The 24,983-nt window shown below is 58.1% G+C and carries 28 protein-coding genes; 21 read left to right on the top strand and 7 right to left on the bottom strand.

What is annotated here, in order from left to right:
• The first annotated feature begins 6 nt into the window (after window positions 1-6).
• Genes FJM65_RS07930 through FJM65_RS07920 form a run of 3 tightly spaced genes read left to right on the top strand, consistent with a single transcriptional unit; the run spans window position 7 to window position 6,705 of the window.
• Window positions 7-1,863 carry a hypothetical protein gene (locus FJM65_RS07930; protein WP_140620961.1) on the top strand — a complete coding sequence of 619 codons (1,857 nt, stop codon included), beginning with the start codon at window positions 7-9 and terminating at the stop codon, window positions 1,861-1,863.
• Window positions 1,863-4,043: a hypothetical protein gene (locus FJM65_RS07925; protein WP_140620960.1), complete on the top strand. Its 2,181-nt coding sequence runs from the start codon at window positions 1,863-1,865 to the stop codon at window positions 4,041-4,043. The genes FJM65_RS07930 and FJM65_RS07925 overlap by 1 nt, the downstream gene beginning before the upstream one ends.
• A gap of 19 nt (window positions 4,044-4,062) precedes the next feature.
• Window positions 4,063-6,705, top strand: coding sequence for a coiled-coil domain-containing protein (locus FJM65_RS07920; protein ID WP_140620959.1), 2,643 nt, complete (start codon window positions 4,063-4,065; stop codon window positions 6,703-6,705).
• Between the two features lie 142 nt (window positions 6,706-6,847).
• On the opposite strand, the gene FJM65_RS07915 is transcribed toward FJM65_RS07920, so the two are convergent.
• Window positions 6,848-7,390 (bottom strand): DUF4468 domain-containing protein, encoded by a 543-nt coding sequence (locus tag FJM65_RS07915; RefSeq protein ID WP_140620958.1) that lies wholly within the window; start codon window positions 7,388-7,390, stop codon window positions 6,848-6,850.
• Window positions 7,391-7,509: 119 nt separating this feature from the next.
• Here FJM65_RS07915 and FJM65_RS07910 point away from each other — a divergent pair, with 119 nt between their 5' ends.
• From FJM65_RS07910 to FJM65_RS07850, 14 genes are read left to right on the top strand one after another with little or no spacing between them, the layout of a single operon-like run.
• Window positions 7,510-8,871, top strand: a complete 1,362-nt coding sequence (locus tag FJM65_RS07910) for an XkdF-like putative serine protease domain-containing protein (RefSeq protein WP_140620957.1) — start codon at window positions 7,510-7,512, stop codon at window positions 8,869-8,871.
• 28 nt (window positions 8,872-8,899) lie between these two features.
• Window positions 8,900-9,877: a hypothetical protein gene (locus tag FJM65_RS07905; RefSeq protein WP_140620956.1), complete on the top strand. Its 978-nt coding sequence runs from the start codon at window positions 8,900-8,902 to the stop codon at window positions 9,875-9,877.
• Window positions 9,878-9,890: 13 nt separating this feature from the next.
• The gene (locus tag FJM65_RS07900) at window positions 9,891-10,280 is read left to right on the top strand and encodes a hypothetical protein (RefSeq protein ID WP_140620955.1); all 390 of its coding nucleotides are present in this window, start codon (window positions 9,891-9,893) and stop codon (window positions 10,278-10,280) included.
• A gap of 3 nt (window positions 10,281-10,283) precedes the next feature.
• Window positions 10,284-10,820 (top strand): hypothetical protein, encoded by a 537-nt coding sequence (locus FJM65_RS07895; protein ID WP_140620954.1) that lies wholly within the window; start codon window positions 10,284-10,286, stop codon window positions 10,818-10,820.
• Between the two features lies 1 nt (window position 10,821).
• On the top strand, window positions 10,822-11,307 hold the full coding sequence (locus tag FJM65_RS07890) for a hypothetical protein (RefSeq protein ID WP_140620953.1): 486 nt from the start codon (window positions 10,822-10,824) through the stop codon (window positions 11,305-11,307).
• A 7-nt stretch (window positions 11,308-11,314) separates the two neighbouring features.
• The gene (locus tag FJM65_RS07885) at window positions 11,315-12,724 is read left to right on the top strand and encodes a hypothetical protein (protein WP_140620952.1); all 1,410 of its coding nucleotides are present in this window, start codon (window positions 11,315-11,317) and stop codon (window positions 12,722-12,724) included.
• Window positions 12,705-13,193, top strand: coding sequence for a hypothetical protein (locus FJM65_RS07880; RefSeq protein WP_140620951.1), 489 nt, complete (start codon window positions 12,705-12,707; stop codon window positions 13,191-13,193). Before FJM65_RS07885 ends, FJM65_RS07880 begins: the two co-directional genes overlap by 20 nt.
• Window positions 13,193-13,681 (top strand): DUF6712 family protein, encoded by a 489-nt coding sequence (locus FJM65_RS07875; protein WP_140620950.1) that lies wholly within the window; start codon window positions 13,193-13,195, stop codon window positions 13,679-13,681. The genes FJM65_RS07880 and FJM65_RS07875 overlap by 1 nt, the downstream gene beginning before the upstream one ends.
• 2 nt (window positions 13,682-13,683) lie before the next feature.
• Entirely contained in the window at window positions 13,684-13,959 is a 276-nt protein-coding gene (locus FJM65_RS07870) for a hypothetical protein (protein ID WP_140620949.1), read from the top strand.
• 44 nt (window positions 13,960-14,003) lie between these two features.
• Window positions 14,004-14,180, top strand: a complete 177-nt coding sequence (locus FJM65_RS21205; RefSeq protein WP_181163669.1) for a hypothetical protein — start codon at window positions 14,004-14,006, stop codon at window positions 14,178-14,180.
• Window positions 14,177-14,581, top strand: coding sequence for a hypothetical protein (locus FJM65_RS07865; protein WP_140620948.1), 405 nt, complete (start codon window positions 14,177-14,179; stop codon window positions 14,579-14,581). The genes FJM65_RS21205 and FJM65_RS07865 overlap by 4 nt, the downstream gene beginning before the upstream one ends.
• Complete coding sequence (locus FJM65_RS07860; protein WP_140620947.1) at window positions 14,578-14,760, top strand: hypothetical protein; 183 nt, start codon at window positions 14,578-14,580, stop codon at window positions 14,758-14,760. The genes FJM65_RS07865 and FJM65_RS07860 overlap by 4 nt, the downstream gene beginning before the upstream one ends.
• Complete coding sequence (locus FJM65_RS07855) at window positions 14,757-15,173, top strand: N-acetylmuramoyl-L-alanine amidase (RefSeq protein ID WP_140620946.1); 417 nt, start codon at window positions 14,757-14,759, stop codon at window positions 15,171-15,173. The genes FJM65_RS07860 and FJM65_RS07855 overlap by 4 nt, the downstream gene beginning before the upstream one ends.
• Window positions 15,170-15,670: a hypothetical protein gene (locus FJM65_RS07850; protein ID WP_140620945.1), complete on the top strand. Its 501-nt coding sequence runs from the start codon at window positions 15,170-15,172 to the stop codon at window positions 15,668-15,670. The genes FJM65_RS07855 and FJM65_RS07850 overlap by 4 nt, the downstream gene beginning before the upstream one ends.
• A gap of 168 nt (window positions 15,671-15,838) precedes the next feature.
• On the opposite strand, the gene FJM65_RS07845 is transcribed toward FJM65_RS07850, so the two are convergent.
• The 4 genes from FJM65_RS07845 to FJM65_RS07830 form a co-directional block, all read right to left on the bottom strand.
• Window positions 15,839-16,378, bottom strand: a complete 540-nt coding sequence (locus tag FJM65_RS07845; RefSeq protein ID WP_140620944.1) for a sigma-70 family RNA polymerase sigma factor — start codon at window positions 16,376-16,378, stop codon at window positions 15,839-15,841.
• A 249-nt stretch (window positions 16,379-16,627) separates the two neighbouring features.
• On the bottom strand, window positions 16,628-17,107 hold the full coding sequence (locus FJM65_RS07840) for a hypothetical protein (protein ID WP_181163668.1): 480 nt from the start codon (window positions 17,105-17,107) through the stop codon (window positions 16,628-16,630).
• A gap of 332 nt (window positions 17,108-17,439) precedes the next feature.
• Window positions 17,440-17,829: a hypothetical protein gene (locus tag FJM65_RS07835; protein WP_140620943.1), complete on the bottom strand. Its 390-nt coding sequence runs from the start codon at window positions 17,827-17,829 to the stop codon at window positions 17,440-17,442.
• 319 nt (window positions 17,830-18,148) lie between these two features.
• A complete protein-coding gene (locus FJM65_RS07830; RefSeq protein ID WP_140620942.1) occupies window positions 18,149-19,264 on the bottom strand; it encodes a hypothetical protein in 1,116 nt (371 codons plus the stop codon).
• A 33-nt stretch (window positions 19,265-19,297) separates the two neighbouring features.
• Here FJM65_RS07830 and FJM65_RS07825 point away from each other — a divergent pair, with 33 nt between their 5' ends.
• From FJM65_RS07825 to recO, 4 genes are all read left to right on the top strand, one after another.
• On the top strand, window positions 19,298-19,621 hold the full coding sequence (locus FJM65_RS07825; protein ID WP_140620941.1) for a 2Fe-2S iron-sulfur cluster-binding protein: 324 nt from the start codon (window positions 19,298-19,300) through the stop codon (window positions 19,619-19,621).
• 121 nt (window positions 19,622-19,742) lie between these two features.
• Entirely contained in the window at window positions 19,743-20,339 is a 597-nt protein-coding gene (locus tag FJM65_RS07820; protein ID WP_140620940.1) for a thymidine kinase, read from the top strand.
• A gap of 16 nt (window positions 20,340-20,355) precedes the next feature.
• On the top strand, window positions 20,356-22,668 hold the full coding sequence (gene porZ / locus FJM65_RS07815; protein WP_140620939.1) for a type IX secretion system anionic LPS delivery protein PorZ: 2,313 nt from the start codon (window positions 20,356-20,358) through the stop codon (window positions 22,666-22,668).
• Window positions 22,669-23,382 (top strand): DNA repair protein RecO, encoded by a 714-nt coding sequence (gene recO / locus FJM65_RS07810; protein WP_140620938.1) that lies wholly within the window; start codon window positions 22,669-22,671, stop codon window positions 23,380-23,382.
• A 79-nt stretch (window positions 23,383-23,461) separates the two neighbouring features.
• Here recO and FJM65_RS07805 read toward each other — a convergent pair whose 3' ends face one another.
• Both FJM65_RS07805 and FJM65_RS07800 read right to left on the bottom strand, forming a co-directional pair.
• On the bottom strand, window positions 23,462-23,974 hold the full coding sequence (locus tag FJM65_RS07805; protein WP_140620937.1) for an FKBP-type peptidyl-prolyl cis-trans isomerase: 513 nt from the start codon (window positions 23,972-23,974) through the stop codon (window positions 23,462-23,464).
• A gap of 10 nt (window positions 23,975-23,984) precedes the next feature.
• Entirely contained in the window at window positions 23,985-24,959 is a 975-nt protein-coding gene (locus tag FJM65_RS07800; protein ID WP_219855958.1) for an FKBP-type peptidyl-prolyl cis-trans isomerase, read from the bottom strand.
• Window positions 24,960-24,983 lie beyond the last annotated feature (24 nt).

The following is a 24,983-nucleotide window of genomic DNA, read 5'->3' as shown; positions in this document are numbered from 1 at the left end:
ACGCTAATGGCGCAGATACTCCTTAAGTCTTACTGGTTCCTGGAAAATGCAGGCACCCCGAGCTTTCCCAGCTACTACTATGTCCAGCGGCTCTATGAGTTCAACACGGAGACACGCACCGTGGCCGTGCGGGATGATACCAACTCACCGCAACCCTCGGACCCGACCAATGAAGGGTACAGCCGCCCGACCAACCAGGCCTTTTTCTCTGAGTGCCTTCCAGAGACCTATACTAAGCGCAGCTATTACCATGACGGCAACGGTGGCTTTGTCTCCAATGACACGCTGAACTCTTCGGACTGCGGCTATGTGCCGGCCGAACCGGTGTACGGCTGCACCAACCCGGAGGCAAGCAACTATGACCCTACGGCCACTGTCGATAACGGCTCCTGTATTCTGCCGGAGCGCCTGACAGTGGACGCGCTGCCGGACCTGGCGGTGGTGGGCAACCCGATCACGGCCACGCTGCATGCCGCGGCAACAGGCCAGGAGCCAAAAAAGGCAGAGGCGGTGCTGACGCTGGGCGCGGTGGGGTATGCCACCCAACTCACGGTGGATGGCCAGCTGTTTACCTTTTCCCTGGCACCGCAGATGGGCCAGTTCTATGACGCCGACACCTTGGCGCAGGCATTCTTCGACAACGAGTACGTGAGCAGCCGCTATACCATCGGCCAGCCTGGAGAGGGGCAGGTAAAGCTGACGGCCATCAAGGAAGGATCGGCTTTTACCCCCAGCATCACCGTCAATGAGGAGACGATCACTGTGGCCATCACCGCCGGGGTGGATGCGCTCCGCTCTCAGACAAAGAAGGCATGGGGCTGCTACCTGGAAGTGTGGGGCTGCGCCGGCAGCTATGGCACTCCGGTGGGCAAAGAGGGGGCGGAGCTTTTGGAGCGCAGCGAGCTGCTGTACGCGCCCGGCAACAGCTACGCCTTTGACGTGGCCTCGGTGCTGCGCCTACATACGGGGCATGCGTTGTTCTCGGAGGCTGACCGCCTGAAGCCGTATTTCCTGCGCTATGGCGAAGTATACTCTTCCGATGGCCTAGCACTCAGGCGGCGCTATCCGGTGGGCGAGAGCCCGGTGCTGTGGGCGCTGGAGGGGGCGCTGCCGCTTTACGCGCTCAATGACCTTGCCGCGCCGAGGCTGCTCAACCGGCAGACCCTGGCGCAGGCGCCCCTGCACGGAGGAGCCTATGCCGAGGCGCTGTACGTGCTGGCAGCCACCGGCGCCGAGCTGACGCTGGAGGCATCTTTCCGCTACTATGACGGCAGCGTGGTGGAGGAGGTTGTATCCTCTGTCGCGACGGTGGGCGGCGTGCAGCGTCTGGCGCTGCAGGCGGTCTTCACCCGGGCCTACGCGCTGAGCGCCACCAAGAAAGTAACAGGCTGCACGGTTACAGTTAAAATAGCGATGGGCGCTGCCGCTACGGTGCTGGGCAGCCTGCCCTATCACTTCCCCCCGGCAACCGGAAGGGAGCGCTGCCTGGTGTTCCTCACCTCGCTGTCGGCCTACGAGACCGTGTGGGTGCAGGGGTACACGGAGCCGGCCATGCGCAGAAGCCCGCAGCTGTACCGCTCCGGCGTGCCATTCAACGCCACCACCTCCAGCCGCAACAGCCGCGTGCAGCGCGTGGAGCTTAGCCCCTCCGAAAGGCTGCACACTGGGCTGCTCACACGGGAGTCCTTTGATTTCCTGCTGGCTGAGCTAGCCCCCTCTCCGGAGGTTTACCTCTATGAGAACGGCACCTACACGGCCTGCCAGCTGACAGACATGGACCCTGCCGCCGACGTGCTGGCCGAGGAGTACTCCCTGTCGCTTACCCTGGAGCCGGGGCTCACCCATAACCCGATCAGCAACTAATGGAAGAGATAAAGCTGTACATCAACAACCAGCTGGCAGACCTGCCGGCTGATGCGGCGCGCCAGATCCGCGTCAGGAAGGGGGCCGCCGACGTGTCTGAGCTGGGGAGCCGCACCTCGGACATCTCCTATACCATGGCCCTGCCCCTGACGCGCGGCAATGAGCGCATCTTCGGCAACCGCAGCAGGCTGCACCGCATTGACAAGTTCCGCTCGCTCTCCCCCTACAGCGCCGTGCTGGAGGTCAGCGGCCGGACCCTGCTTCGGGGGTACTTTCAGCTGACCTCAATCAAGGGCGCCTATGTGGGGCGCATCGTGTCAGAGGAAGTGGACGTGTTTGCGCTGCTGGAAGACAAGAGCCTGCGCGACATCGCCTCCTTTGCGCCGTTCGCCTTCGAGGGGCAGCATGGCTTTGAGGAGCGGCTGGCCCTGGGCATAGACGAGACGGATGCGCAGTTTCCCCTGGTGGCCTACGGCAACTTCTTCCGGGAGCCGGTGGTGGAGGGGCAGGATGTGCCGGCCTCTAACGAGTACACCGGCGCGGTACACCCCGAGGATTACCCGCCGGCCGTGTACCTGTTGGCTGTGATCCGCAAGATCTTCGCCGACGTGGGTTGGCAGGTGGCAGGCGAGCCGCTGCGCGACGAGCTCTTCCAGGAGACGGTGCTGCCCTATGTGGGCGATGGCTTCCAATGGAACTGGGGCACCCTGCTGCGCTACCTGGGCGACGATACCGGTGTGTCAAACCCACTGACCCAGCGCCTGTACTTTACACAGCTGCCCGACGGATGGCAGCCGGGCCAGTTTGTGATCATCCACAACGCCTCCTACAGCACTGGTGAGCTCGGGGATCCGGGCGGGCACACCCTGTACTGGAAGCTCTCCCCGCAGGAAGTGCTCAACCCGTTCCGCTATTTCCAGGTGGGCGACTTCCGGGCCAGGAAGGGCGCCGGTTACCGGGTGGTGGTGACCACCACGCTGGGGGAGTATGCCGCCGATTACCAGCCCGACAGCGTGCTGCTGTCGGTGATTGCGCGCAAGCCGGGCCAAGGGATGGAAGCGGGCCGCGTGCTGGCCCAGGCGGATGTGCTCAACTCCGGCCCTTATCCCGGCAGCGCGGTGGGAACCTTTACCCTTGACACGGGGGTGCCGGTGTATGTGGATGAGGAAGACCTGCTAAGCGTCTGCATCAGCGTGGCCACGTCACGCAATGCCTACAACTGGGGCGACTTCCAGGTAACCCACACCGACACGCGCATCGAGATCCTGCCTGAGGAGCTGGTGGGGCCGACGCACATCGACCTGGCGGCCAACCTGCCGGACCTGGGGCAGCTGGACATGGTCCGGCTCTTTGTCACCATGGGCAACCTGCGCTTTGACACTGATGCCGAGAAGCGCACCGTCACCTTCTACTACCATGACCGCTACGAGCTGCCGGCTGACTTTGCCGTGGAGTTGACGGGGCTAGCGAACCCGGAGGACGCTGAGTACCTGCCGGCCCTGCCTTACCGCAGCATCGCTTTCACCTATGCCGACGACACAGCGGATGCGGTGCTGCAGGCAGTAAAGGGCTTTGCCGACAAGCTGCACGACTCCCGCAACCTGAACCTGGAGGGGGAGAAGACGATGGAGCTCCCGGTGGCGCCGGTGGCCATGCGCCGCTACGCGGCCGCGGGCGGCGCGGAGAAGGTGCTGCCCTGCATGGCCTCGCAGGATCAGCTGGCCACGCCCCTTAACCAGGTGCAGTGGGCCTATGGCTACCTGCCGCGCCTGCTGCGCTACCAGGGCCCCAGCCAGGCAGGTGATGTTATCAGCTATGGCGGCGTGCCGATGCGCTATGGCCTAGCTTCTTTTGAGGGGCTGGACTTTGAGGCGCTCTATCAAAGGTTTTACAGCAACTATATCACCGAGGTGACGCGCGGGCACCTGGTAAAGCTGCGCTTCATGCTCTCGCCTGAGCTGTACCGCAGGCTGTCGCCAGCCCGGCCGGTGCTCTTCCACGGCATCCTCTATCGCTTCAACAAGGCAGATGGGTTCCAGGTGTCGGGTGAGTCCGCCACAGAGCTGGAGCTGCTGCACATCGTGCGCGAGGCCTCAGGGGGCGGCAAGCCGCAGAACACCGAGGAGGCGGCCGGCAGAGAGTTCTACGGCGGTGAGTTCTCCAGCGCAGAATGGTACTAACAATCTAAACAAACGCATCATGGGATTAACTAAAACCTACACCATTGAGATCGAGGGCCAGAAAGGGCAGGCCACGGTCGGGCAGATCAAGGCCCGCATAGAAGAGCTGGAGACGGCCATCGACAGCGCCAAGCTCGGTACCAAAGAGCTTGAGGAGATGATGCTCGAACTGGGCAAGGCCAAGGGCGCGCTCAAAGAGCTCGACGACGCCGTGGACGCGCTGGACCCCAAGGCCAAGACCGCGGCCCTGCTGGACTTCGCCAACGGTTTCACCGGCGCCTTCGGCGTGGCCACCGTCGCGGCCGAGAGTTTCGGGCTGGCCTCGGAGGGAAGCATGGAGAAGTATGAGGCCAAGCTGCTCTCGGTGATCACCGTGATGCAGGGCGTGGAGGCCATGCACAAGGCGCTCAACTCCGAGACGCAATCGGTGCTCAAATCAGTGCTGGGCATGGGCAACGGCTGGACCATCGCCGGCGTGAAGGCCAAGCTCATGGGTATCACCACCCGGCAGGCGCTCATGGCCACCGGTGTGCTGGCCTTCGTGGTGGTACTGGGCACCATCGTGGCCAATTGGGATTCGATCAGCGCCGCGGCCAAGCGCTTTGGCTCCTACCTGGCCGATACGTTCCCACGCCTGTTCGCCTTCTTCGACAAGCTGGGGGACCAGATCCGCGATGTGGCCTCTTTCCTCTCGCTCGGGCTCGTGGACTCCTCCACGGAGAAAGCCCTGCAGGAGCTGGAAGATAAGGAGAAAGCCGCCACCGAGCGACGCATCGCCCGCCGCAAGCGCCTGATCGCAGAGGAGGCCGCGGCCGGCAAGTCCACGTATGCCCTCCGCCAGCAGCAGCTGGCTGATGAGCTGAGCCTGCTGGAAAAAGGATCGGAGGAGTATGCCGACAAACTGAGCGAGATCCGCCAGCTCAAGGCCGCCCACGACAAGAGCCTGGCCGAGCGCGATGAGAAAGCATGGGCCGAGGCGCTGGACCGTCAGAAAAAAGCCTCGGAGGAAGCCTACAAACTGGCAGAGGAAAACTACAACAAGCGGCGGCAGCTGGAGGCCTCACTCGCTGATCAGGCGCGCAGTGAAGCGGAAGAGGAGCGCCAGCGCCGCCTGGAGCAGGCCAAGCTGGACGGTGCCTCACAGCAGACCCTGCTCCGCATCGAGGCCGACGGCCTGCAGGAAGTATTGGTGGAACTGGTGGCCCAGGGTAAGCGCTACAGCTCGGAGTACCTGGCTATCCAAAACCAGATCGCCGAGAAGGAGAAAGCCATTGTGGCGACTAACCTGGCCGAGCAGAAAAAGGCGAAGGAAGAAAAAGAGCGCCTTTTAAACGAGGAGCTGGCCACGCTGCAGGAGGCCAGCGATATGGCCGTGATCGAGCTGAAGCTCAAGGGGGCCACCGAGCGGGAGATCACCGAGGCCACGATCCGGGGACTGGAGCAGCAGCTGGACGTGATGGAGAAGGCCGGGCTGGCCCGCACCAAGGCCTTTGCGGAACTCAAGCTGCAGGTAAAGGAACTAAGGGATAATCTGGTGCCGGCGGAGAATGACCTGATGGGTGAGCTGCTCACCAAGCTTTTCCGGGTGAATCCCGGGGACCTGGAGCGGGTAAAGGAGAGTCTGGCCGAATCACTGGCCTCGCTGCAGCAGAGCCTGGGCTATATCGCCGAGACGCTGTTCAACGATGCCTTCATGCGGCTGGATGCCTACACCGAGTATCTGGATGAGCAGCTGGAACTTTCACGGGAGCGGCAGGAGGCGGCAGAGGACAGCCTGCAGGAGGCCATGGAGCGGCGCCAGGCACTGGAGTCCCGCCTGGAGGACGCCCGCGGCGCCAAGCGCGAATACCTCATCCGCCAGATCGCCAAGGAACGCGCCGAGGAGGCCCGGCTGACAAACGAGAAGAAGAAGGCGGCAGCCGAGGAGGCCAAGATCGCCAAGCAGAAAGAGCAGGCAGAAGAGAAGCGCCAGCAGCTGGAGGCCAAGGCGCAGGCCCTGATGGCGGCCACCACCCTGGCCACGAATGTGCAGAATGCGGCCGATGCGGTAGCCGCAGCACTAAAAGCAACGAAATCAGGCGCAGGTTTACCGCCTCCCGCCAACATCGCGGCCATCGCTGCCGGGGTTGCCGCGGTGGCCGCTGCCGTGCTGAGCGCGAAAAAACTAGCGGGCTCGCTGCAGGAGGTAAAAGCTTCTAAGAGAGCCAACGGCGGGGCGCTGGATGGTCCTTCGCATGACGCAGGCGGCATCAGGGGCACCGGCCGCTTCTCTAACATCGAAGTGGAGGGCGGGGAGTTTGTGACCAACAAGCACGCTTACCGCAATAACCGCGAGGCCATCGAGCGGATCAACGCCATCGGCCGCTCGGTGCGCTTCGTGGCTATTCCGGAGCACCAGCTGAAAAGGAAGTTTGCGGACGGCGGCCAGTTGCCTGGGAGCGCTGCCGCAGCCGCTGCGAGTGTAGGAGCCGAGGGCGGGGCCTTTGTGCCGACCGCCACGCTAGAGAAGATCGAGCGCTACCTGCAGAGCATCGACGGCAACACGGCCCGGACGGCAGATAAGGACTTCACCTATCCGGAGCCAGACAACTGGCAGAGCCGGCGCATTGTCAGGAAAGCCGAGAGCCTTAACCGTGATGAGCAGGTAGGGAAGCTGCTTTAGTGAACAGGTGCACAGGTTTATTCTAGTACGTTACTACACTTCTTTATTATTGACTTATTCCTATATGTGCTGTATAGAAATAAGTCAATAATAAATATTATAAGGTAAGGATATACTGTAAACCTGTGCACCTGTTTTATTTTTACCAGTCATCACCGGCTACATCCAAGGCAAAAGCCTCAAACACGGCAGCTACGCTTTTAAAATCCTGATCCAAGCCTTGGTAAATCGTGTCAAGCTTCTGTGCCCTTCTGCCGGAAAGGTTTTGTTTAGGGTAGTCTTCCAGCGCAAAGCTGCCTCTTGTGGCGGGGGTGCCATAGTCGTACTGCAGCACAAAGTTTGTCAACTCATACTTATACCGTCCGTCTTTGAAGGAGAGTATAAAGTCGTAGCTGTGGGTATGGCCGTTGAAATTAGACTGCGCCACGCTTCCTTTCCCTATGATCTTCTCCCCTGGCACCTCGGTTTCAATCGCGTAGCGCGCATCGGAGTTTCTTGCGATCCATTCTTTGGCCGCGCTGTAGAGCTGATGGGCGCTCATGCCCTCAGCGGGCACCACCCCTTCATAGGTGACCTTGCCGGTCCTTTCATTCACGGGAAAATTCCGAATGCCTTTGTACTCATAATTCTGGGCATAGCAGGTCAGGGCGCAGAGCAGCGCCAGGAGGGTAAAAGCGTATTTCATGGCAATGGTTTGGTAAAGGATTAATAACAATAGCAGGGTAAGTATACGCAATCCCCTATATAAAGTAAAAATTTTTTCCCTTCAGCCACCAAGATTCCGGCTTTCTGCATTAGTGGGGTATGAAGCGGAAAAGCCAGGCGCCGGTATTTGCCATCTCCATCGACGACACGGACGAGAAAACGGGTGTGAACCTGATCTCCTTTGTGTCGCGCCCCGCCATCGAGGCTGATTTTGTGGCCCTTTCGCAGTCCGTGAAGCTGGCGCAGGACAAGCACAAGCAGATCCTGACCGGCCCGGTGCTGATCCCGGATAAAAAGATCTTCCGCCTCACGGAGGACGAGGAGCCCTTCTACATCCAGTTCGACGCCGACACCATCGAGCGCATTCGCAACAAGTTCCATAAGAACAACTTCACCCATGCCACCAACGACGAGCACGAGCTCGCCCTGGACGGCAATTACGTGGTGGAGTCCTGGCTCATCTCCGATGCCGAGAAAGACAAGGCCGTGGCACTGGGGCTTTCCGATCTTCCGGTGGGCACCTGGATGGTTTCTTACCGGGTGGAGGATGCCGACTACTGGGAGAAGGAGATCCTTTCGGGTAACAAGCGCGGCTTCTCGCTGGAGGGCCTCTTCGACTACGAGGAGGTGAAAGAGCAACTGTCAAAAACCGATACGCCTGACCAAGATATGAAAAAGCCAAAAGGCTGGTTCCAGCGCATGAGCGCGCTGAAGCTCTCCACCATCGAGCTGGAGGACGGTACCGTGATCGTGCATGACCCGATCACGAACAAGCTGTTCAACTCCGACAACACCTATCTGGAGTCCGGCACCTACAAAACCAAGCAGGGTGTCACCTTCAAGGTGGAGACCTCGACGAGCGTGTACCAGTGGTTCTACCAGGAGCCTGAAAAATTAGCCCAAACAGAAATGAAGAAACCCTTAAAGAAGCCGGGCCTGATCGCCCGCATGATGGCCAAGCTGACCGCCTTTATGGCACTGGCCACAATGACTTTGGAAGACGGCTCCACCATCGAGGTGGATGACGAGACCAAGGAAGTGTTCAGCCTCAGCGAAGAGGGCGAGCGCGGTGAGCCGCTGGCCGACGGCACCTACACCCTGGAAGACGGCACCACCATCGAGGTGGCCGAGGGCAAGCTGAAAGAGGCCGCCCCGGAGGAAGACCAGGAGCTGAGCAAGGCCCAGGCCCGCATCGCCGAGCTGGAGAAGCAGCTATCGGACGCCAACGCCTCCAAGCTGTCTGCCGAGCAGAAGGCCACCGAGCTGGAGGCGAAGCTGAAGGCCGAGGAGGACAAAGCGACCAAGCTTTCTGCCGAGAAGCAGGAACTGGAGGTGAAGCTGAAGAAGAAACCCGGCGCAGAGCTTCTCAAGATGGGCGGCGACAAGGAACCGGCCGATGAGAGGCTGTCCCCTGCGCAAGTGCGCCTGGCGGAGGTACGCAGCCGCAACAAGAAAAAGTAACCCTAACCCTTTTATACTTTAGCCAAAGATGGAATACAATCCAAAGGTATTTGAAGGTGAACACGCCCAGGAGATTTTCTCGGAAGTAATTCACCGCAACAACACGGTCGAGAAGAGCCTCGTGCGCGTGATGGATGACATTAAGAATGAGATCGTCGTGACCTCGATCGAGGGCGAGATCCCTTACTCTGACTATAAGGAGGACCTGCGCGAGACGGACCTGGCCAACTACACCGACACAGTGAAGTTTGGCGACAGCAAGATCCGCCCGGTAAAGATCATGGCTTTCACCACCTTTAAGATGGACGAGCTGCGCAACTCGCGCTTTGCCCGTGACATGCAACAGGGAGCGGCCAACATCACCTCCAACGAATTCGAGCAGGCGGTGCTGGGCCACTGTATCCCGCGCCTGGGCAAGAGTTTCGAGCGTCTGTTCTGGGTGGGTATCACCCAGGCATCAAAAGACGCCATCGCAGCCGATGCCGAGATACCGGCCAAACAGAAGGCGTGGGCCGCGGCGCAGGTCGTTGGCAAGGTGGATGGCATAATCACCCGCATGATCCTTTCCAAGCAGGTGATCGAAGGCTCGGGCACGGCAAACACAGTGGAGGCCCTGGCCACGGAATACGGCGACCTGTTCGCCCTTATCCCTTCCGAGGTGTTTGAGCAGACGGACCTGGTGATCTACGCGCCGCATGCCGACAAGCAGAAGATCCTGCAGGCCAACGCCAACCAGCAGTACCGCGACATCTTTACGGTGGCCGGGGATAACTTCTCTTTCCTGGGTGTGAAAATAGAGTTCGTGCCGCTTCCTTCTAACATGAAGCTGGCGGGTCGCGGCGGTGCATCCGGCGACTTTATCCTGGGCACAGACCTACTGGATGACTCGCTGAAGCTGGAGATCGGCAAGGTGAATAACTTCGGGGAGGAGATGTTCATGAAGCAGGTCTGCACCCTGGACTCTGCCGTGGTGACGCCTAAGCAGAAATTATTGTACATCATCTAAGGAGACCTGAAGCATGTCTAAAGCTAAGAACAATAAGCCCCAGGAGCAGCCAGCCGCTGCTCCTGTAGAGGCAACGCAACAAGTAGCCCTTGCCCCAAACGGTAACGCCATCGTGACGGAGCAGTCAAAGGAAGCCGCTGCGCAGGAGGCTGCGCCAGTTGCAGAACAGCCAGCCGCTGCTCCTGATGCGCCGACCCCTTCTAAGGATCCAGCGGAAGAGCAGGGAACTGCGGAAGTTGAGGATGAGCGCGTCTACGAGGTGAAGCGCGCCCTGCGCTCTTTCCCGACGCTGAAAGAGGGCTACCTCACCGCCAAAGGCGTGTACTTCGACAAGGCCGTGGCCGAGAAGTCGCTGGCCGAGGGCGAGGAGCTGATCATTGTGGAACGCGAAAACAAGCAGTAAGCCATGGGTAAGCTGACCAACATCAAACGCGGGAACGGCTACGCCCAGGGCGGGCTCGTTGCCATCCTGGCCTTCCCGACGTTCCTGGCCAACGGCGCCACGCGCTCGGCCTCCTACACGCCGGACGCCACCAACGAGAAGCTGATCTCCACCATCACGCTGGACGCCACGGTAGTACCCGTAATCCTGGAGTCGGAGATCGACAAGGCCAACTACACTGCCAACCTGACGGTGGGCGCCGGGCGCTACATCGCCCAGGCGCTGGGCTTCACGCTGGCCGGCACCGACGCTGAGAAGACGAAGGCCCTGGAGGACGTGGACCTGCAGCTCTACACCTACATCGTGAAGGACCGCCGCGGCAAGTACTTCCTGCTGGGTGAGGAGAACGGCCTGATCGCAAGCCAAAACAACAACGGATCGGGTTCTGCCGCCGGAGATCTGAACGGCTACGAGATCATCGTGGGCGGCTCGGAGAACGGCAGGCCGCGCGAGGTGTCAGAGGCCGCCTACGCTACCCTGGCAGCACTTGTAACGCCATAAGATGCTAAGGGCTATCCAGACAAAGTATGGGCAGGCGGGGTTTCGATCCTGCCTGCTCACTTTTTTTCAGCCGGGCGTGGAGGCCTTCTACGCCACGGCGGAGCTGGGCACCATCGCCACACTGGGCCTTTCCTTCCAGGAGGGTCTGAGCGCCTTTGTGGAGGCGCAGGAGGGCAGCACGTTCGCCGAGACGCAGACCACCAACCTGCAGGGCGACCTCTACATTCAGTCCATCAGCCTGGCAGCGGGTGGGCTCTCCGTGGAGAAGCGCGAGCTGCTGCGTAGCCTCTCGGGCCACAGGGTACACGCCCTGGTGCAGGACATGAGCGGCAACTGGTGGCTCTACGGGCAGGAGCGCGGCCTGCGGGTGGCGGTCAAGTCCGCCTCCGACACGGGCATGAGCCTGGCCATTACCGGCCTGGAGCGGGAGCCGGCACGCCGGGTGGCCGCCAGCCTCATTCCCGGATTCCTAACCTTTTTGAACTAAGCAAACGATGCACGCAGAATACATATCGGTAGCCCTGAGTGTGCCTGAGCCTCCGGAGGTGAAGGTCAACAAGCAGAAGGGCTGGGTGGAGTACGGCAAGAAGCACAGCTACTGGGCGAGCCTGATCAAGCTGAAGAAAAACAGCCCTACCCAGCGCTCTGTCACGGCGACGAAGACGGCGCTTCTGAGAGGCGAGGGCTTCAGCTATGACGAGAAAAACGCCCCGCTGCATGAGTTTATGTGCAACATGGCCGGCGAGGGCAGGCATGCCAACCGCCAGCTGGCGGGCATCGCCGCCGACAAGGCCTTTTTGAACGGATGGGCCGTGCAGGTGCTTTGGAACGATGCCGGCGACAGCGTCGCCGAGATCCACCATCAGCGTATCTCCACGGTGGCGCCGGAGCCTATGAACGACGAGGGCGTGATCGAGGGGTATTACCTCTGCCGTGACTGGAGCAAGAGCCAGGACGCCAAGTTTAAGCCTGAGTGGATTGCCGCTTTCAACCCCGACACGGCAAAAAATCAGAAGCGCCAGCTCTACGTGAGCATGACTCCTTCCGACTCGAACGACTACTTCCCCGAGCCGGAGTGCGACGCGGCGCTGGCCTACATGCAGCTGGAGAACGATCTGGGAGAATACCACCTGGGCAATGTGCAGGGCAACTTCGCCCCGCGAAACCTGCTGTACGTGCCCAACGACCCCCCGCCACGAGAAGGGCAAAGCATAGCGGAGGCAAGGAAGGAATTCGTGGATGCGATCAAAAAGAAAACCACGGGGCCTAAAGGGGAGAGCCTGCTGGTGATCTTCGGGGAGGCTGGCGTGGACGCCGCCTCTATCGTGCCATATTCCCCTCCTGTCAACGCCGACATCTACAATACCTACTCCTCGCTGGCTGTGGAGAAGATCCTGGCCGCCAACCGCGTGCCCTCGCCTACGATCGTGGGCCTTCCGGGCGGCGCCTCGCTTGGCGGCGACAGCGGCACCATCCGCACCGCCTACGAGCTTTACTACAACACGGTGGTAAGGCCCGAGCAGGTGGACATCATCGAGGGCTTTGAGGAGCTACTGCAGTACGTGCAGGGCGTGGAGCTGAAGGGCGACGCCGACACCCCGGCGCTGGACATCGTGACCAACCTGCCGGTGAAGTTCACCTTCTCCGAGGGCCTGCTGCAGGATATCGCCGACGTGGACGAGCTGCGCGCCATGGTAGACATGAAGCCGCTGGAGGAGAATACCTTCGATTCGGAGACCCGTGACAAGCTGGTGGAGCTGCTGGAGAAGATGCAGGGCGGTGAGCTGTCGCGGGCAAGTGTGTACGGTCTGCTGACGGTGCTCTACAAGCTGTCTCCGAAGGAGGCCAATGCACTGTTAGGGCCGGAAACCGCCACAGGAGCCAATGCAGAACAGGGAGCTTAGGAAACTTACCCAGGAGAAGCTAAAAGGCTACCGAAAGCTCTCCATGCGCGAGAAGAAGGACTTCGAGCTGTCGGCTGTGGATGACTTTCTTTTCTGGAGCCGCAAGACCTGGTGTCAGTTCATGTATTTCTACGCTGACAATGCAGAGAACAGGGAAAACGGCCGGGCAGGTAAAGCCACCAGCATACGCTTCGGCACCCGCAACCTGGACCTGATCCCATCCCGCAAAAGGCCCAAGACCCGGAATAAGTCCATTAAGACAGTCCGCTATTTCGACACGGGAAAGTTTGGGAAGATCAGGGGCGCAGATGGCAAATACAAGAATGCAGACGGGGCCGTGGTAAACGGACTATGGCGCTCCTTCCGCCGCGATCAGGTGATCATGGTGCTTAAAATATGGTCCTTCGAGCGCAATAAGTTCGTGACCGACTTTGAAGACTTCAATATCAGAGACACAGCAGCAAGCTAATGGAACAGAAATACTTCATCACGGCAGCAGAGGTGGCTATCCACACCGATGTGCAGAAAAATGTGGATAGCCCGTACTTCGCCCCGCGCCTGGCAAGGGTGCAGGAGGATGTCATCAAGCCGCTATTGGGCGCGGCGCTATACGAGGAGCTGCTGGCCGCCTTCCTGGCAAAGCAGCAGGAGGTGCCGGTACCGATGCCCGAGAACCTTGCCCAACTGCACGCGCAGCTGGCGCCGGTGATGGCGCAGTACGTGTTCCTCCGCTCGCTGCCCCACATGGTCGTGAAGGCCACCAACAGGGGCCTGAAGCCGGCGGGAGAGCTGGATCTGAGCGATGCCCAGTACCGCCGGTACCGCGACGCGGTGGAGGTGGAGGCCCAAAGCCGCAGCCGTGACTTTACCGAATGGCTGGAGGCCCGCAAGGCCGATTACCCCAACTACAAAGCCGCCGCGCTGGAAGGCCGGCCTATAGGGGGGATCGTGCTGTGAGTATGGACATGATTATCATCTCGGTGGGCGGCACGCTCATCATGGTGCTGCTCTCGGTAGTGAGCTTTTTCCTGGTGCGGCTGGTGAACCAGCTCGACAAGCTAGACGACCAACTCACGGAGCTGGAGCGCAAGCTGGCCCTCTACGCCCAGACGGTAGACTACCTGCAGAAGCAGCTGGAGAAGCTGCAGGCCAAGTACGACGAGCTTTTGAACAAGTACACCGTGCTGCAGCGCGGTGTGGAAGCCTTCGACGAATGGCTCAACCGCAACAAATAGCAACCAAACTTTTAGCCTAATATGAAAAAGGATTCCTGCGCCACATGCTCCAAGGAAAGGAGCTGGCGCTAAACATCTTCGCCCTCTGGCTCATCGTCGCCTGCCTGTGGTGGCACAGCCAGGACTTTTATGCCGATGGCCGCTACGACATCATGGCCCTTTTCTTTTTTGCGGTGCTGGCCCTGAACTGGGCCATAAGCTACAGGAGGTACAAGCCATGATCCTGCTGCTGTTCATACTCTACGCTCTGGCGCACGGCCTGACGAACGCCGTGTGCTACAGCCGCAGGGGCGCCCATGCCCTGACGATGAACGAGCATTGGCTGTTCGGGATAGAGCGTGGCCTGTTCGCCCTGGCCCTTTTATGGGCAGACTACGCCTTCCTGCCGCGTGTGTTCGAGGCAGTGGCCGGCGTGCTGGCCTTCTCGTGGTTCCATAACGGCGCCTACTACCTGATGCGCGATAAGATTGCCCGGGGAGGCCGCCGCTGGCAGGACTCCTGGCGCTACCAGTCCGATACCGATACGAGCCGCTACAGCTTTGACTACAAGGAGCGCACCCTGCTGCTCCTGGCCGGCCTGGTGCTGCTGGCGGGCTGTTACGCGGTATACCTGACGCAATGATGAAGAAGCTATACAAGTGGCTTATGGCCAACAAGTGGCGCAAGTGGGGCACGGTGGCCCTGCTCAGCATCGCCCTCAACTATACCCTGCTGATCCTGGAGGTGATCGACGCCGACCAGTTCCAGACCATCACGCAGGTGATCCTGTCGATTGTTAAATTTTTCACCCTCGGAACATGAGAAGCATAAGTTACATCGTCATCCACTGCACGGCCACGCTCCAGAGCGCCAAGGTGGAGAGCATCCAGAACTACTGGAAGAATAACCTGAAGTGGAAGAGCCCCGGCTACCACAAGATCATCGAGCCCAACGGCACGGTGCGCACGCTGGCCCCCGACGCTGCCGTGTGTAACGGCGTGAAGGGCCATAACAGCCACTCGCTGCACGTAAGCTACATCGGCGGTATCGATGCCAAAGGCAACGCCAAGGATAACCGCACGCCGCAGCAGAAGGCCGCTATGGAGCGCGTGGTGCGGGAGTGGAAGCGGCAGCACCCGCAGGCCGTGGTGCAGGGGCACCGCGACTTTGCGGGCGTGGCCAAGGCCTGCCCCTCGTTTGACGCCATCGCCTGGGCAAAGGAGGTGTGCCTGTGAGAGCGCTGCTGTTTGTCCTGATCCTGATGGCGCTGGTGGGGTGCAACTCCATCCAGGGCCTTTTCAGCCGCAGCACCGTGGCCCAGGCAAAGCCGTTCGTGCAGTCGGTACCGGACACAACGCCCACGCCTGTTGTCTCGCCCAACGGCTGGCAGCCGGTGCGCTCCACCCCCACGGAGATCATCTGGCTGCCGCCGCTGGCGCAACCGGTGCCGCGATGGGTAAAGAACAAAAACGTGGGTAACACCACCGTGAAGAATAGCGGCAATACCTCTGTAAAAGACAAGTCAAAAGAAAAGCCCAAGGTAAAGGACTCGGGCAACGCTGACTCCTTCAACACGGCCAAGCAGGCGGGGGTGATCGGCGACAATTCCAGGTCCGACCAAAAGAAGGGCATCCCGCCGCTCCTTATTTACATCGTGCTGGCGCTGGTGGTGCTGGGGATTATTTACTATATTATACAGCGCTTCTTCCGCCTGCCCCGCGGCGGCAGCTAGTGATGAGGTAATGATTAGGTGAGTGATAAGTTTTAAGTTTGTGAACGCAGAGAAGCCCGTTCTTTTGGAACGGGCTTCTTTTTTATGGGCCGCCCCGCCATGGAACCACCCGGGCCTCAAGCACCTCCTTTGGAAGATAGATTAAGGTTAATAGACGGGGCGGGTATCTTAGAGGCTGAAGTTGGCCTTGATGCTTTTTTTGATGCGGCGCACTGTCTCCACGGCCTTCCAGTAGGTGTAGCCGGTGGCGAAGACGATCTCGGCGTAGGCCAGGCCATTGACGTAGAGCTCCCACACCGCGGCGTCCTCCTGGCTGTAGTGGCTGGAGACAAAGGTCATGATGCCGGTGAAGAGGGCGTCGCGGCGCTGCTTCTCCTCGGCCGTGCCTTCCTCTTCGGGGATGGTCGCCAGCTGGAGGTCTGACAGCGACACGGTGGCCACCGCCTCGCGCTGGGCGTAGTAGAAGTTGTACTTGATCGCGCTCACCAGGTAGGGCACGAAGGCCGTGCCGAAGAAGCCGCAGGAAAGGATGCGATCGTGGCACTTTAGCAGCGCGTCCTGGAACAGGTCGTGCGCCGCTTCGTCGCATTTGGTAAGGGATCTGGCGTAGGCGGTGAGCTGCTCGCGGTGCCGGGTGGCCGCTTGCAGGAAGGCCTCTGCCTGCTGCTGGTGCGTCATATAACTAAGGGTGTGACCGAAGTTATACATGCCCGGCGGCAGGGTTGCGGAAAGGGCACTTAAGGTGCCGGGAATGCATAAAAACCGGGCAGTGTTTCCCTATAGTTTCCCTGAGGGAAAGGAGTATTCCGGTTAATTATTTGTTTTATAGCTACTTAGGTATTGTAGTTCTCACTATAGGCATAATACGGCAGTAGCGTCAAGTTATTGCTTAGCGGCGCGCAAAACAATAGCGCCTGCTGTCAGGCGCTTCGGATAAAATGCGGTGTAAGGGGTGATCTAGGCGGCAGCCATGGTGTCGGTGGCAGTGGCAAGACGAGCGGAGGCCTTGTACACCGGCTTTTCCAGTCCCAGCTTTTTCAGCCGCTTCTGCTGTGCCTGCCTCACCATGTCGATCAGGCTGTTGATGTGGCGCTGCTCCACATCTAACGGCAGTACCATGGAAGTGCCGCTGGTCGTAATCACGTGCACCCGGGGGTGGCGCGTCATAAAGAAGAGGGCGGTAAAGAAGCCGCTCAGCAGCAAAAAGGAGTCGTTGAAGTATACAAGCGCTGCCATCAGCAGGCCAAGGGCAATGTACAGTTGAGAGCCGGTAGCCTTCACCTGCCAGGTGGCGATGTCTTCCAGCATAACAGCCTTGTTGCCGCGCGCCGATAGCGGGCGGCGTAGCTGAATGAGCCGGTGGGTGGTGAGTGCTAACCGCTTATCCACTGTCTGGATAAGGTATTGCTCCCCAGAAAGTAGCTTTGGTTTAGCCATCTGTGCCGGAGTATTAAGTTTGTTACCTAGTGGGTAGAGAAAAAAAGTTGCTATCACTGCTTTCAAAAAATTCTGGTTTCCTTTTATCCTAAGATTCCGAAAACCAGCAAAGGGTTGCATTATATTATGGTGCAAATATATTAAAATTCCTCTTAAGAGTTATTCGCATTGGATTATTATACGCATAAACACCAAAGTTATTGTCTAAATAATTGATAATTAGTCAAGTATATTAATTATGAGATATTGTGTATTGCACCGTTTGGCCAAAAAAACATCAGCCTGAGCCGCGGGGCGGCTCAGGCTGATGGGTGCAATTAAATGTAAAACAATTAGTCTGTCAGGTACAGTTCGCCCTCGTAACCGTGCGCGCGCTGGTTCTTAAAGCGGGCAATATCGGTTTGCATGTTGTCGTATATTTCCTGTATCTCCTCCGAGTCCTGGGCCAGGGGTTTGATGTGCTCGCTCAGGAGCTTGGCTGCCAGTGGGTAAAACTTAGAGTCGTCGGTGTTCTTCGCATTTACCTTAAACGAGCTCACAGCGCTTTCCAGCTTCTTCAGGGCAGGGAACTGTGTTTTGTACTCCTGAATGGTGTCGCGGAGCTTTTCCCGTATCATCAGGTATAAATCCTCCTCAAACGTCATTCCGAAGTCATCATCCTCCTCCTCGTCGTCGTAATCGTTGTAGGCGAAGTCGTCGTCGTAGTCAAAATCGTCTCTCATGGCTGATAATCAGGTTGCTTTTTAGTTGTTACGGGTTCAAACGCTGTTTGTGTCAGGCTGTGGCCACTTTTTGCCGACTGCCTCAGCGGCCTGGCCGGGGCAAAAAACCAAGGCGCGGCGCAAAGCGAACTGCATAATTAGTATTTCGCCTTTTTATTTGCAATGCCTACGGCCGCACTTTTAGGCATGTTGCCTAATTTTTTACGGAGCTTTTATTTTGGTGAGTATAACAACCCAGGTGCGGCGTAGATGGAATCTTAAAAACGGCGAGAGCCGCTGTTTTGGCAGCGGCTCTCGTTATACTTTGGGAGTTAATACCTTAGGAAAACTTGCGCTCTATCAGGCGCAGCAGCTTGTTCACGTGATCCTGTTTTTTGCTCCAGTCATACTTGCTAGCCAGGGTGCCGGTTACATACTGCATCGCCGACTCGGCATCTTTGAAGTCATCCAGCGTCTGTACCGTCTGGTAATAAGTCAGGTTATCGCCGTTAAACAGCTCGTTTATAAAGCTGAAGCGCTGGTTAATAGAGATGGAGTTCTTCAGCGAGTCGATCTTACGGTTGCTGTGCGCGTCGGCCACCGACGAGGAGGCTGCCTTGCGGAAGTTATCGTTCAGGGTTGGACGCGCATTGGCCGCTGCTGCCTCCAGTTCCTCATCCTCCTCTTTATACATAGCGGGGCGTGCGGCAGGTGCGGCCTCACGCTGTGCTGTGTGTATCGGGGCCACCACATCCTTCTCCTGTACCGGCGCTACGGGAGCGGGCTTGGCTGCCATGCGCTCGGGCCTGTCCAGAAACGATGGTGAAGTCTTTGCCTGCGCTCTAATCTCTTCCTCTGAAATTGGCAGCAGGGTATTGAACTGCTCCACCAACTGGTGCAGCGGCGTGCGCAGCTCCTGGTTGGCGTTTATGTATAGTTTAAAGCGGCTCAGGATGTACTCGCGGTCGCGGCTGCTAGGCGAGAGCGTATCTACAAAACCTGCAAAAAGCTGCTTGTCAATGTCGATATACTTCAGGTTCTCCTGCAGCTTGGGCAACGTGATCTCCTCCTGTATGCGCAGGAACTTCTCCTCAAAGGTGGCCACCGGGTCCAGCACCACCAGAAACGTGTCGTAAATGGCCTTCTGCAGCAGCGGCTCAAAGGCGTTACGCTTCATCAGGATCTTGCGCGAGAGTACGTTCATGAAGTTCACCAGCGCCTCCTTTACCTCCTCGTGCTCATAGTCGAAGTATGGGCTGCGCAGGTTGGCCATCTCGTGGTGCCACTTCAGCAGCAGCTCCTTTATCCCGAACAGGTTTACCTGCTTAATAGGCGTAAAACTGATGAGTTGCGGGCCGTTCAGGGTGTCGTGAGAGGCAAAGTGACGGTCGCAAAGCAGATTTGCCAGCTCTTTGCTGTACCGTTCCAGGCGTAATTGATTATATTTGTCTTCCATTGCTGTCGCTTTCTCCTGTAAAGTTATAAAAATATGCCAAAGTTGAAGGTGCAAAACCTGGCTAATCTTGTAGTTGAGGTAGCCGAGGGGCAGACGCTGCTGAAGGCGCTGCAGGCCGGGGGCACCGACTGGATGCACGCCTGCGGAGGCAAGGGCCGCTGCACCACCTGCCGCATCATTATTTTGCAGGGGATGGAGCACACCGGGCCGCTCACGGCTGCCGAAATCCGCTACCGCGACAGAGGCCGCCTGAAGGATAACGAACGGCTGACCTGCCAATGTACATTAACCGGCGGCGAAATTACCGGAAAGGTGCCTGAGCAGACCAAGCTGCCGCACATGAGCTATAGTAGTTAGAAGGTTAAAAGTTAGAAATTTAATACGTTTTATTGTTGATTGTTAATTGCTGATTGTTCTTAAGAAGGACGCTGCTCTTACATCTGACAACAACAATCAACAACCAGCAATCAGCATCAATATGTTTATTGAACCACGCGTAGGCAACAAAAACAGCGCTAACAGAAAAGGATGGATTGAGGTGATCTGCGGGTCGATGTTCTCGGGCAAGACCGAGGAGCTGATCCGGCGGCTGAACCGCGCTAAAATTGCCCGGCAGAAGATCGAGATATTTAAGCCTACCGTAGACAAACGCTACCACGAGGAGGATGTGGTGTCGCATAACGCCAATGCCATCCGCTCTACGCCCATAGACTTTGCCCAGGACATGCTGCTTTTGGGCGGCAGCTGCGATGTGGTGGGCATAGACGAGGCCCAGTTCTTTGACGAAGGCCTGGCCGAAGTATGCGTGAAACTGGCCAACAGCGGCGTGCGCGTGATTGCCGCCGGCCTGGACATGGACTATCTTGGCAAACCCTTCGGGCCGATGCCGGCGCTGATGGCCGTGGCCGAGTACGTGACCAAAGTGCATGCGGTATGCGTGCAGTGCGGCGACATTGCCAATTACTCCTTCCGCAACGCCGCCGACGAGAAGCAGGTGCTGTTGGGCGAGACCGATTCTTACGAGGCCCGCTGCCGCCACTGCTTTACAGAGGGTATGAAGCAGAAGAAAAGCTGAATTTATACTTTAAGCCGTGAAAGCCATACTTGCCCATCGCCTCAAACAACTGCCCCTCGTGCTGCTGGTGTGGCTATGTTGGTGCCATGTGGCGCAGGCGCAGAGCCAACTGCCCATCGGGGGCTGGCAGGTGCATGTGCCTTACCACCGGGGCAAGGCCGTCGCCGTGGCCGGCGACAAAGTATACCTGGCCGCTGAGCGCGGGCTTTTCTACTTCGACACCGAGTTCAATACCACTGAAATCATTTCCAAGGCGGACGGACTGAGCGAACAGCAGCTTAGCGATATTGCCTTTTCTGGAGATGCCAACACCCTCATCATCGCCTACCAAAACACCAAAGTAGACCTAGTGCAGGGCAACCGCCTTTACGCCATCACCGACATCTTCCGGAAAAGCATCTCGGGCGAGAAGAAGATCAACCGCATTTATACTTACAAGCAACTGGCCTACCTGGCCACCAGCTTTGGCGTGGTGGTGCTGGACCTGCAGAAGCATGAGGTGAAGGAAACCTACAGCGGCCTGGGTGCTAACGGCCAGAATATTTCCATTGCTGATGTGGCCGTGCTGGAAGGCAACATCTTCCTTGCCACCAGCCAGGGCATTCTTACAGCCCCAACCGCGGGCACAAACCTGCAGGACTACCGGAACTGGAGCACTTTACATGCCGGCTTGCCTGCCCAGGCGGCGGTTACCGCACTGGCGGCTTTTAACGGGAGGCTTTATGCGGGCATCGGCAGCGGCGTCTATACTTTAAGCGGCGATACGTGGGAAGAAACCGCCCTGGCTGCCGGCACAGCGGTACAAAGTATAAATGCCACGGATGCTTACATAAGTATAACTACGGCAGAAGGGGTGCTGGTGCAGGATGCCGGCGGCCATACGTATACTTTGGATCAAGCCTTACTTACGGAGCCGCGGGAGGCAGTGGCCACAGTCACCGGCGATGTCTGGATAGCAGATGAGGCAAAAGGGTTGGTAAGGCTGAGCCTAAACACTGCAGAGGCCGCAGCCTATGCTCCCCAAGGCCCCTTCTCCAGCAAAAGCTTTCAGGTCTATGCATTCAACGGCAACGTATATGTGTTAAGCGGCGGCTACAGCGGCGGCTACGAACCCTTCGGAAATCAAGAGGGATTTTATACGTACAGCAACGGCACGTGGCAAAACTATAACAGCCAGCTTTACCCGCACACGGCGCTTGCCTCCGCCCCGGATCTGGTAGATGCCATGTATAACCCCATCACCGGTAAACTATACCTTGCCAGCTTTGGCGGTGGCCTGCTGGAGTGGGAGGGGCCGGATAGCGCTAAACTGTACAATGGCTATAACAGCCCGTTACGAAGCACATTATCCTACTCTGAGAAGGAGAAAAGTATAAGAGTAGCCGATGTGGCCGTGGATTACGAAGGAAACGTGTGGGTGGTGAACCCGAACCAGCTAAGCGGCGCGCCCGGCCTGCACCGGCTAAGCCCAAGCGGGGAGTGGGAGTCGTATACTTTGCCGGGGGTGGCGGAGGGCAGCAGCCTAATGCACCTGGAGCTGGATGACTACGGGCACAAATGGCTTTCCTATGCCGTCGGCAGTGGCCGCGGCGGGTTAGTGGTGTACGATGAACAGCAGGAGCGCACACGTATACTTGCTGCTGGCGAGGGCAACGGCGGCCTGCCAAGCAACGCCGTTTATAGTATAACCCGCGACCTGAACGGCGACATTTGGGTAGGTACGGGCAGCGGCGTGGCCGTTTTCTATAACCAGGCACTCGTGTTTGAGCCGCAGCGCTACGATGCCCGCATCCCTATCATAGACGGAAGGCCGCTGCTGAGCGGGCAGATCGTTAGAAGTATAGCCGTGGACGGCGCAAACCGAAAATGGATCGGAACCGACAACGGCCTCTGGCTTTTCGGGCCCGACGGAGATGAGCAGATCCACCACTTCACCACCCAGAACAGCCCTTTGCCATCCGATAAAGTATACGCAGTAGGCGTGGAGCACCAGTCGGGGGAGGTGTTTGTGGCTACCGAGGCCGGTGTGGCTTCTTTCCGCTCCAGCGCCACCGTTACCGAGGGCAAGCCCGAGTGTGCCATGGTGTTCCCAAACCCGGTGCGGCCGGACTATACGGGCCAGGTGGGCATTTCCGGTTTACCAAACAATGCCGATGTCCGTATCACAGATGTGGCGGGCACGCTGGTGTACAGGGGCCGGGCCTCCGGCGGCACATTTGCCTGGAATGTGCGCGACTACAACGGAAACCGCGTGAAAGCCGGGGTATACCTGGTGATGAGCAGCAATGGAGAGCAAACCTGTATCAGCAAAATAGCCGTACTGGAGTAAATGTTAGTCAAGACAAGAGGGGTCGTTCTCAACAACATCAAGTATAGGGAGACGTCCATCATCACCAAAATCTATACTGAGGCGCTGGGCGTGCAGTCGTACGTGGTGAACGGCGTGCGCAAGAAGGGCAATGGCTCGCGGGTGGCGCTTTTCCAGCCGTTCACGCTGCTGGAGATGGTGGTGTATACCTCCCACCGGGGCGGCCTGTCGCGCATCTCTGAGTTTAAAACCGATTACTCCTTTGTGTCCATCCCGTTTGATATCCGGAAGAGCAGCATCGTGCTGTTTTTATCGGAGGTGGTGTCGCGCACGGTGAAGGAGGAGGAGGAGAACCCGCCGCTGTTCCATTTCCTGTACACGGCCATCACCACGTTTGATGAGATGGAAAGCGGCTTTGAGAATTTCCATCTGGTGTTTCTGCTGCAGCTGAGCTTTTACCTGGGCTTTGGCCCCGGCTCGGGGGCCGAGGTAGTGGAGCAGGTGGCCTTCTCGCCAAACGCGCAGGCAGCCACGTCGGCACCCACCGTCCTGAACATGCAGGTGCACGAGAAGTACTTTGATGAGCTGCTGCAGGAGCCTGACTATGCCACTATTCCTAACGGGCGGGTGCGCCGCGAGCTACTCGATATCCTTGTGCGCTATTACCAACTGCACGTAGACAGGCTGGGCGATATGAAGTCACTTTCCATACTTTCGGAGGTGCTGGCGGAGTAAGAACGTAGAGTATAAAGTATAAAAAAAGCGCCGCTGGTATGTATACCAGCAGCGCTTTTTTATAGGTGTAGGATATTGGTTAATCCTGCATCTCCACTACGTGCACTTCAAAAACGAGCGGTGAATTGGCAGGAATAGCTACGCCTTGTGGGTTTCTACCGTAGCCAAGGTGAGACGGGATGAACAGGCGCGCTTTCTCGCCTACCCGCATCAGCTGCAAACCCTCGTGCCACCCAGCTATCACACTGCTTATGCCTACCGTTACCTGGTAAGGCTCGCCTCTTTCGTAGCTGGAGTCAAACTCGGTATCGTTCAGCAACATGCCTTTATAATCCACCAGCACCACGTCGCCAGGGAAGATTCTGCTGCCAGTGCCTTCTTCCAGCTTCTGGTAATACAGGCCGCTGTTAGTTTTAACCACGGTGGCCGTGTCGATGTTGTGCGACACGAAGTACTCCTGTATCTTTTTGTCGTCCTTTACCTTCTGGTCTACGCTGTCGTCTTTGCAGGCGGCAAAGCCCAGCATCACCACAAGAAGGAGGAGCGCCTGTAGCAGGCGCCCTCTGTTGTCTCTCTGATAGCTAGCCATCATTCTTGCTTAATTATTTTTCGGCTTTCTTCACGTCAACCAGTTCCACGTCGAAACGCAGGATGGAGTTGGCCGGCATTTCCGGTCCGCGCTCCTGCTCGCCATAAGCCAGCGGAGAAGGGATTAGCAGGATAGCCTTGCTGCCTTCGTTCAGCTCTGCAATGGCATCGTCCCAACCCTGAATTACGCGTCCCTGTCCTAGCGGGAAACGGATCGGCTCGCCACCAGACATCGGGTTGTTGTAAGATGAGTCGAATTCTTTGCCATTCAGGTGGGTGCCTTTGTAATGCACAGCCACTTCGTCGCCGGGAGCTGGCTTTTGGCCCTTGCCCTGCTCGGTTACCACATAGTATACGCCGGATTCGGTCTTCTGTACATTCTCCAGGTTTTGCTCCTTAATGTACTCCTGTATCTTCTCGTCGTCTACTTTAGTCTGCTTCTTGGCGCGCACTTTCGACTCTTCCATGTACTTCTGCATCAGCTCCTGCTGGTAAGTCTCGGCTTCGGCCTGGTTCATTACGCGCTCCGCCTTAATACGGAACGTAAGCTCAGAGCCTGGCTTCACGAATGGAGGAAGTGGCTGGCCAAACGTTTTGTTGAAAAGCGTGTCGGCGTTCAGCTTAAACACGCCGCTGTCGCCGGCAGAAAGCATCATAAAGGCATTCTCCAGGCCGCCTTTCATGGTTGGGGCCATTACCGGAACAATTCTAGGAAGGCCCGGGCCCTGCGCACGCGTATCCACAAACACAGAGTCATCGGAGTTTACCATCTGCCAGTGGAAGGACACAAATTCACCAATCTTGGCACCGGTAGAGTCCTCAGGAGCTACCTCTCCTTTGTTTTCGTACTCGCCCTTGTCGTTTTTCTCGTAGATTTTATAGGTCAGGCCATCAGCCGTCTTATAAAACTCATCACTTTTCTTGTTGCATCCCTGCAACGCAATGGCACCGGCCAACACCGGCAACAAAAATTTAGTTTTAGATAGCATCTAGGTATAGTTTGATATAAGGTT

It is taken from the genome of Pontibacter mangrovi (assembly GCF_006385705.1).
In the GTDB taxonomy this organism is placed as follows: domain Bacteria; phylum Bacteroidota; class Bacteroidia; order Cytophagales; family Hymenobacteraceae; genus Pontibacter; species Pontibacter mangrovi.
Note: the sequence above shows the minus strand (reverse complement) of the source record. Positions and strands in the feature narration are given on the sequence as shown.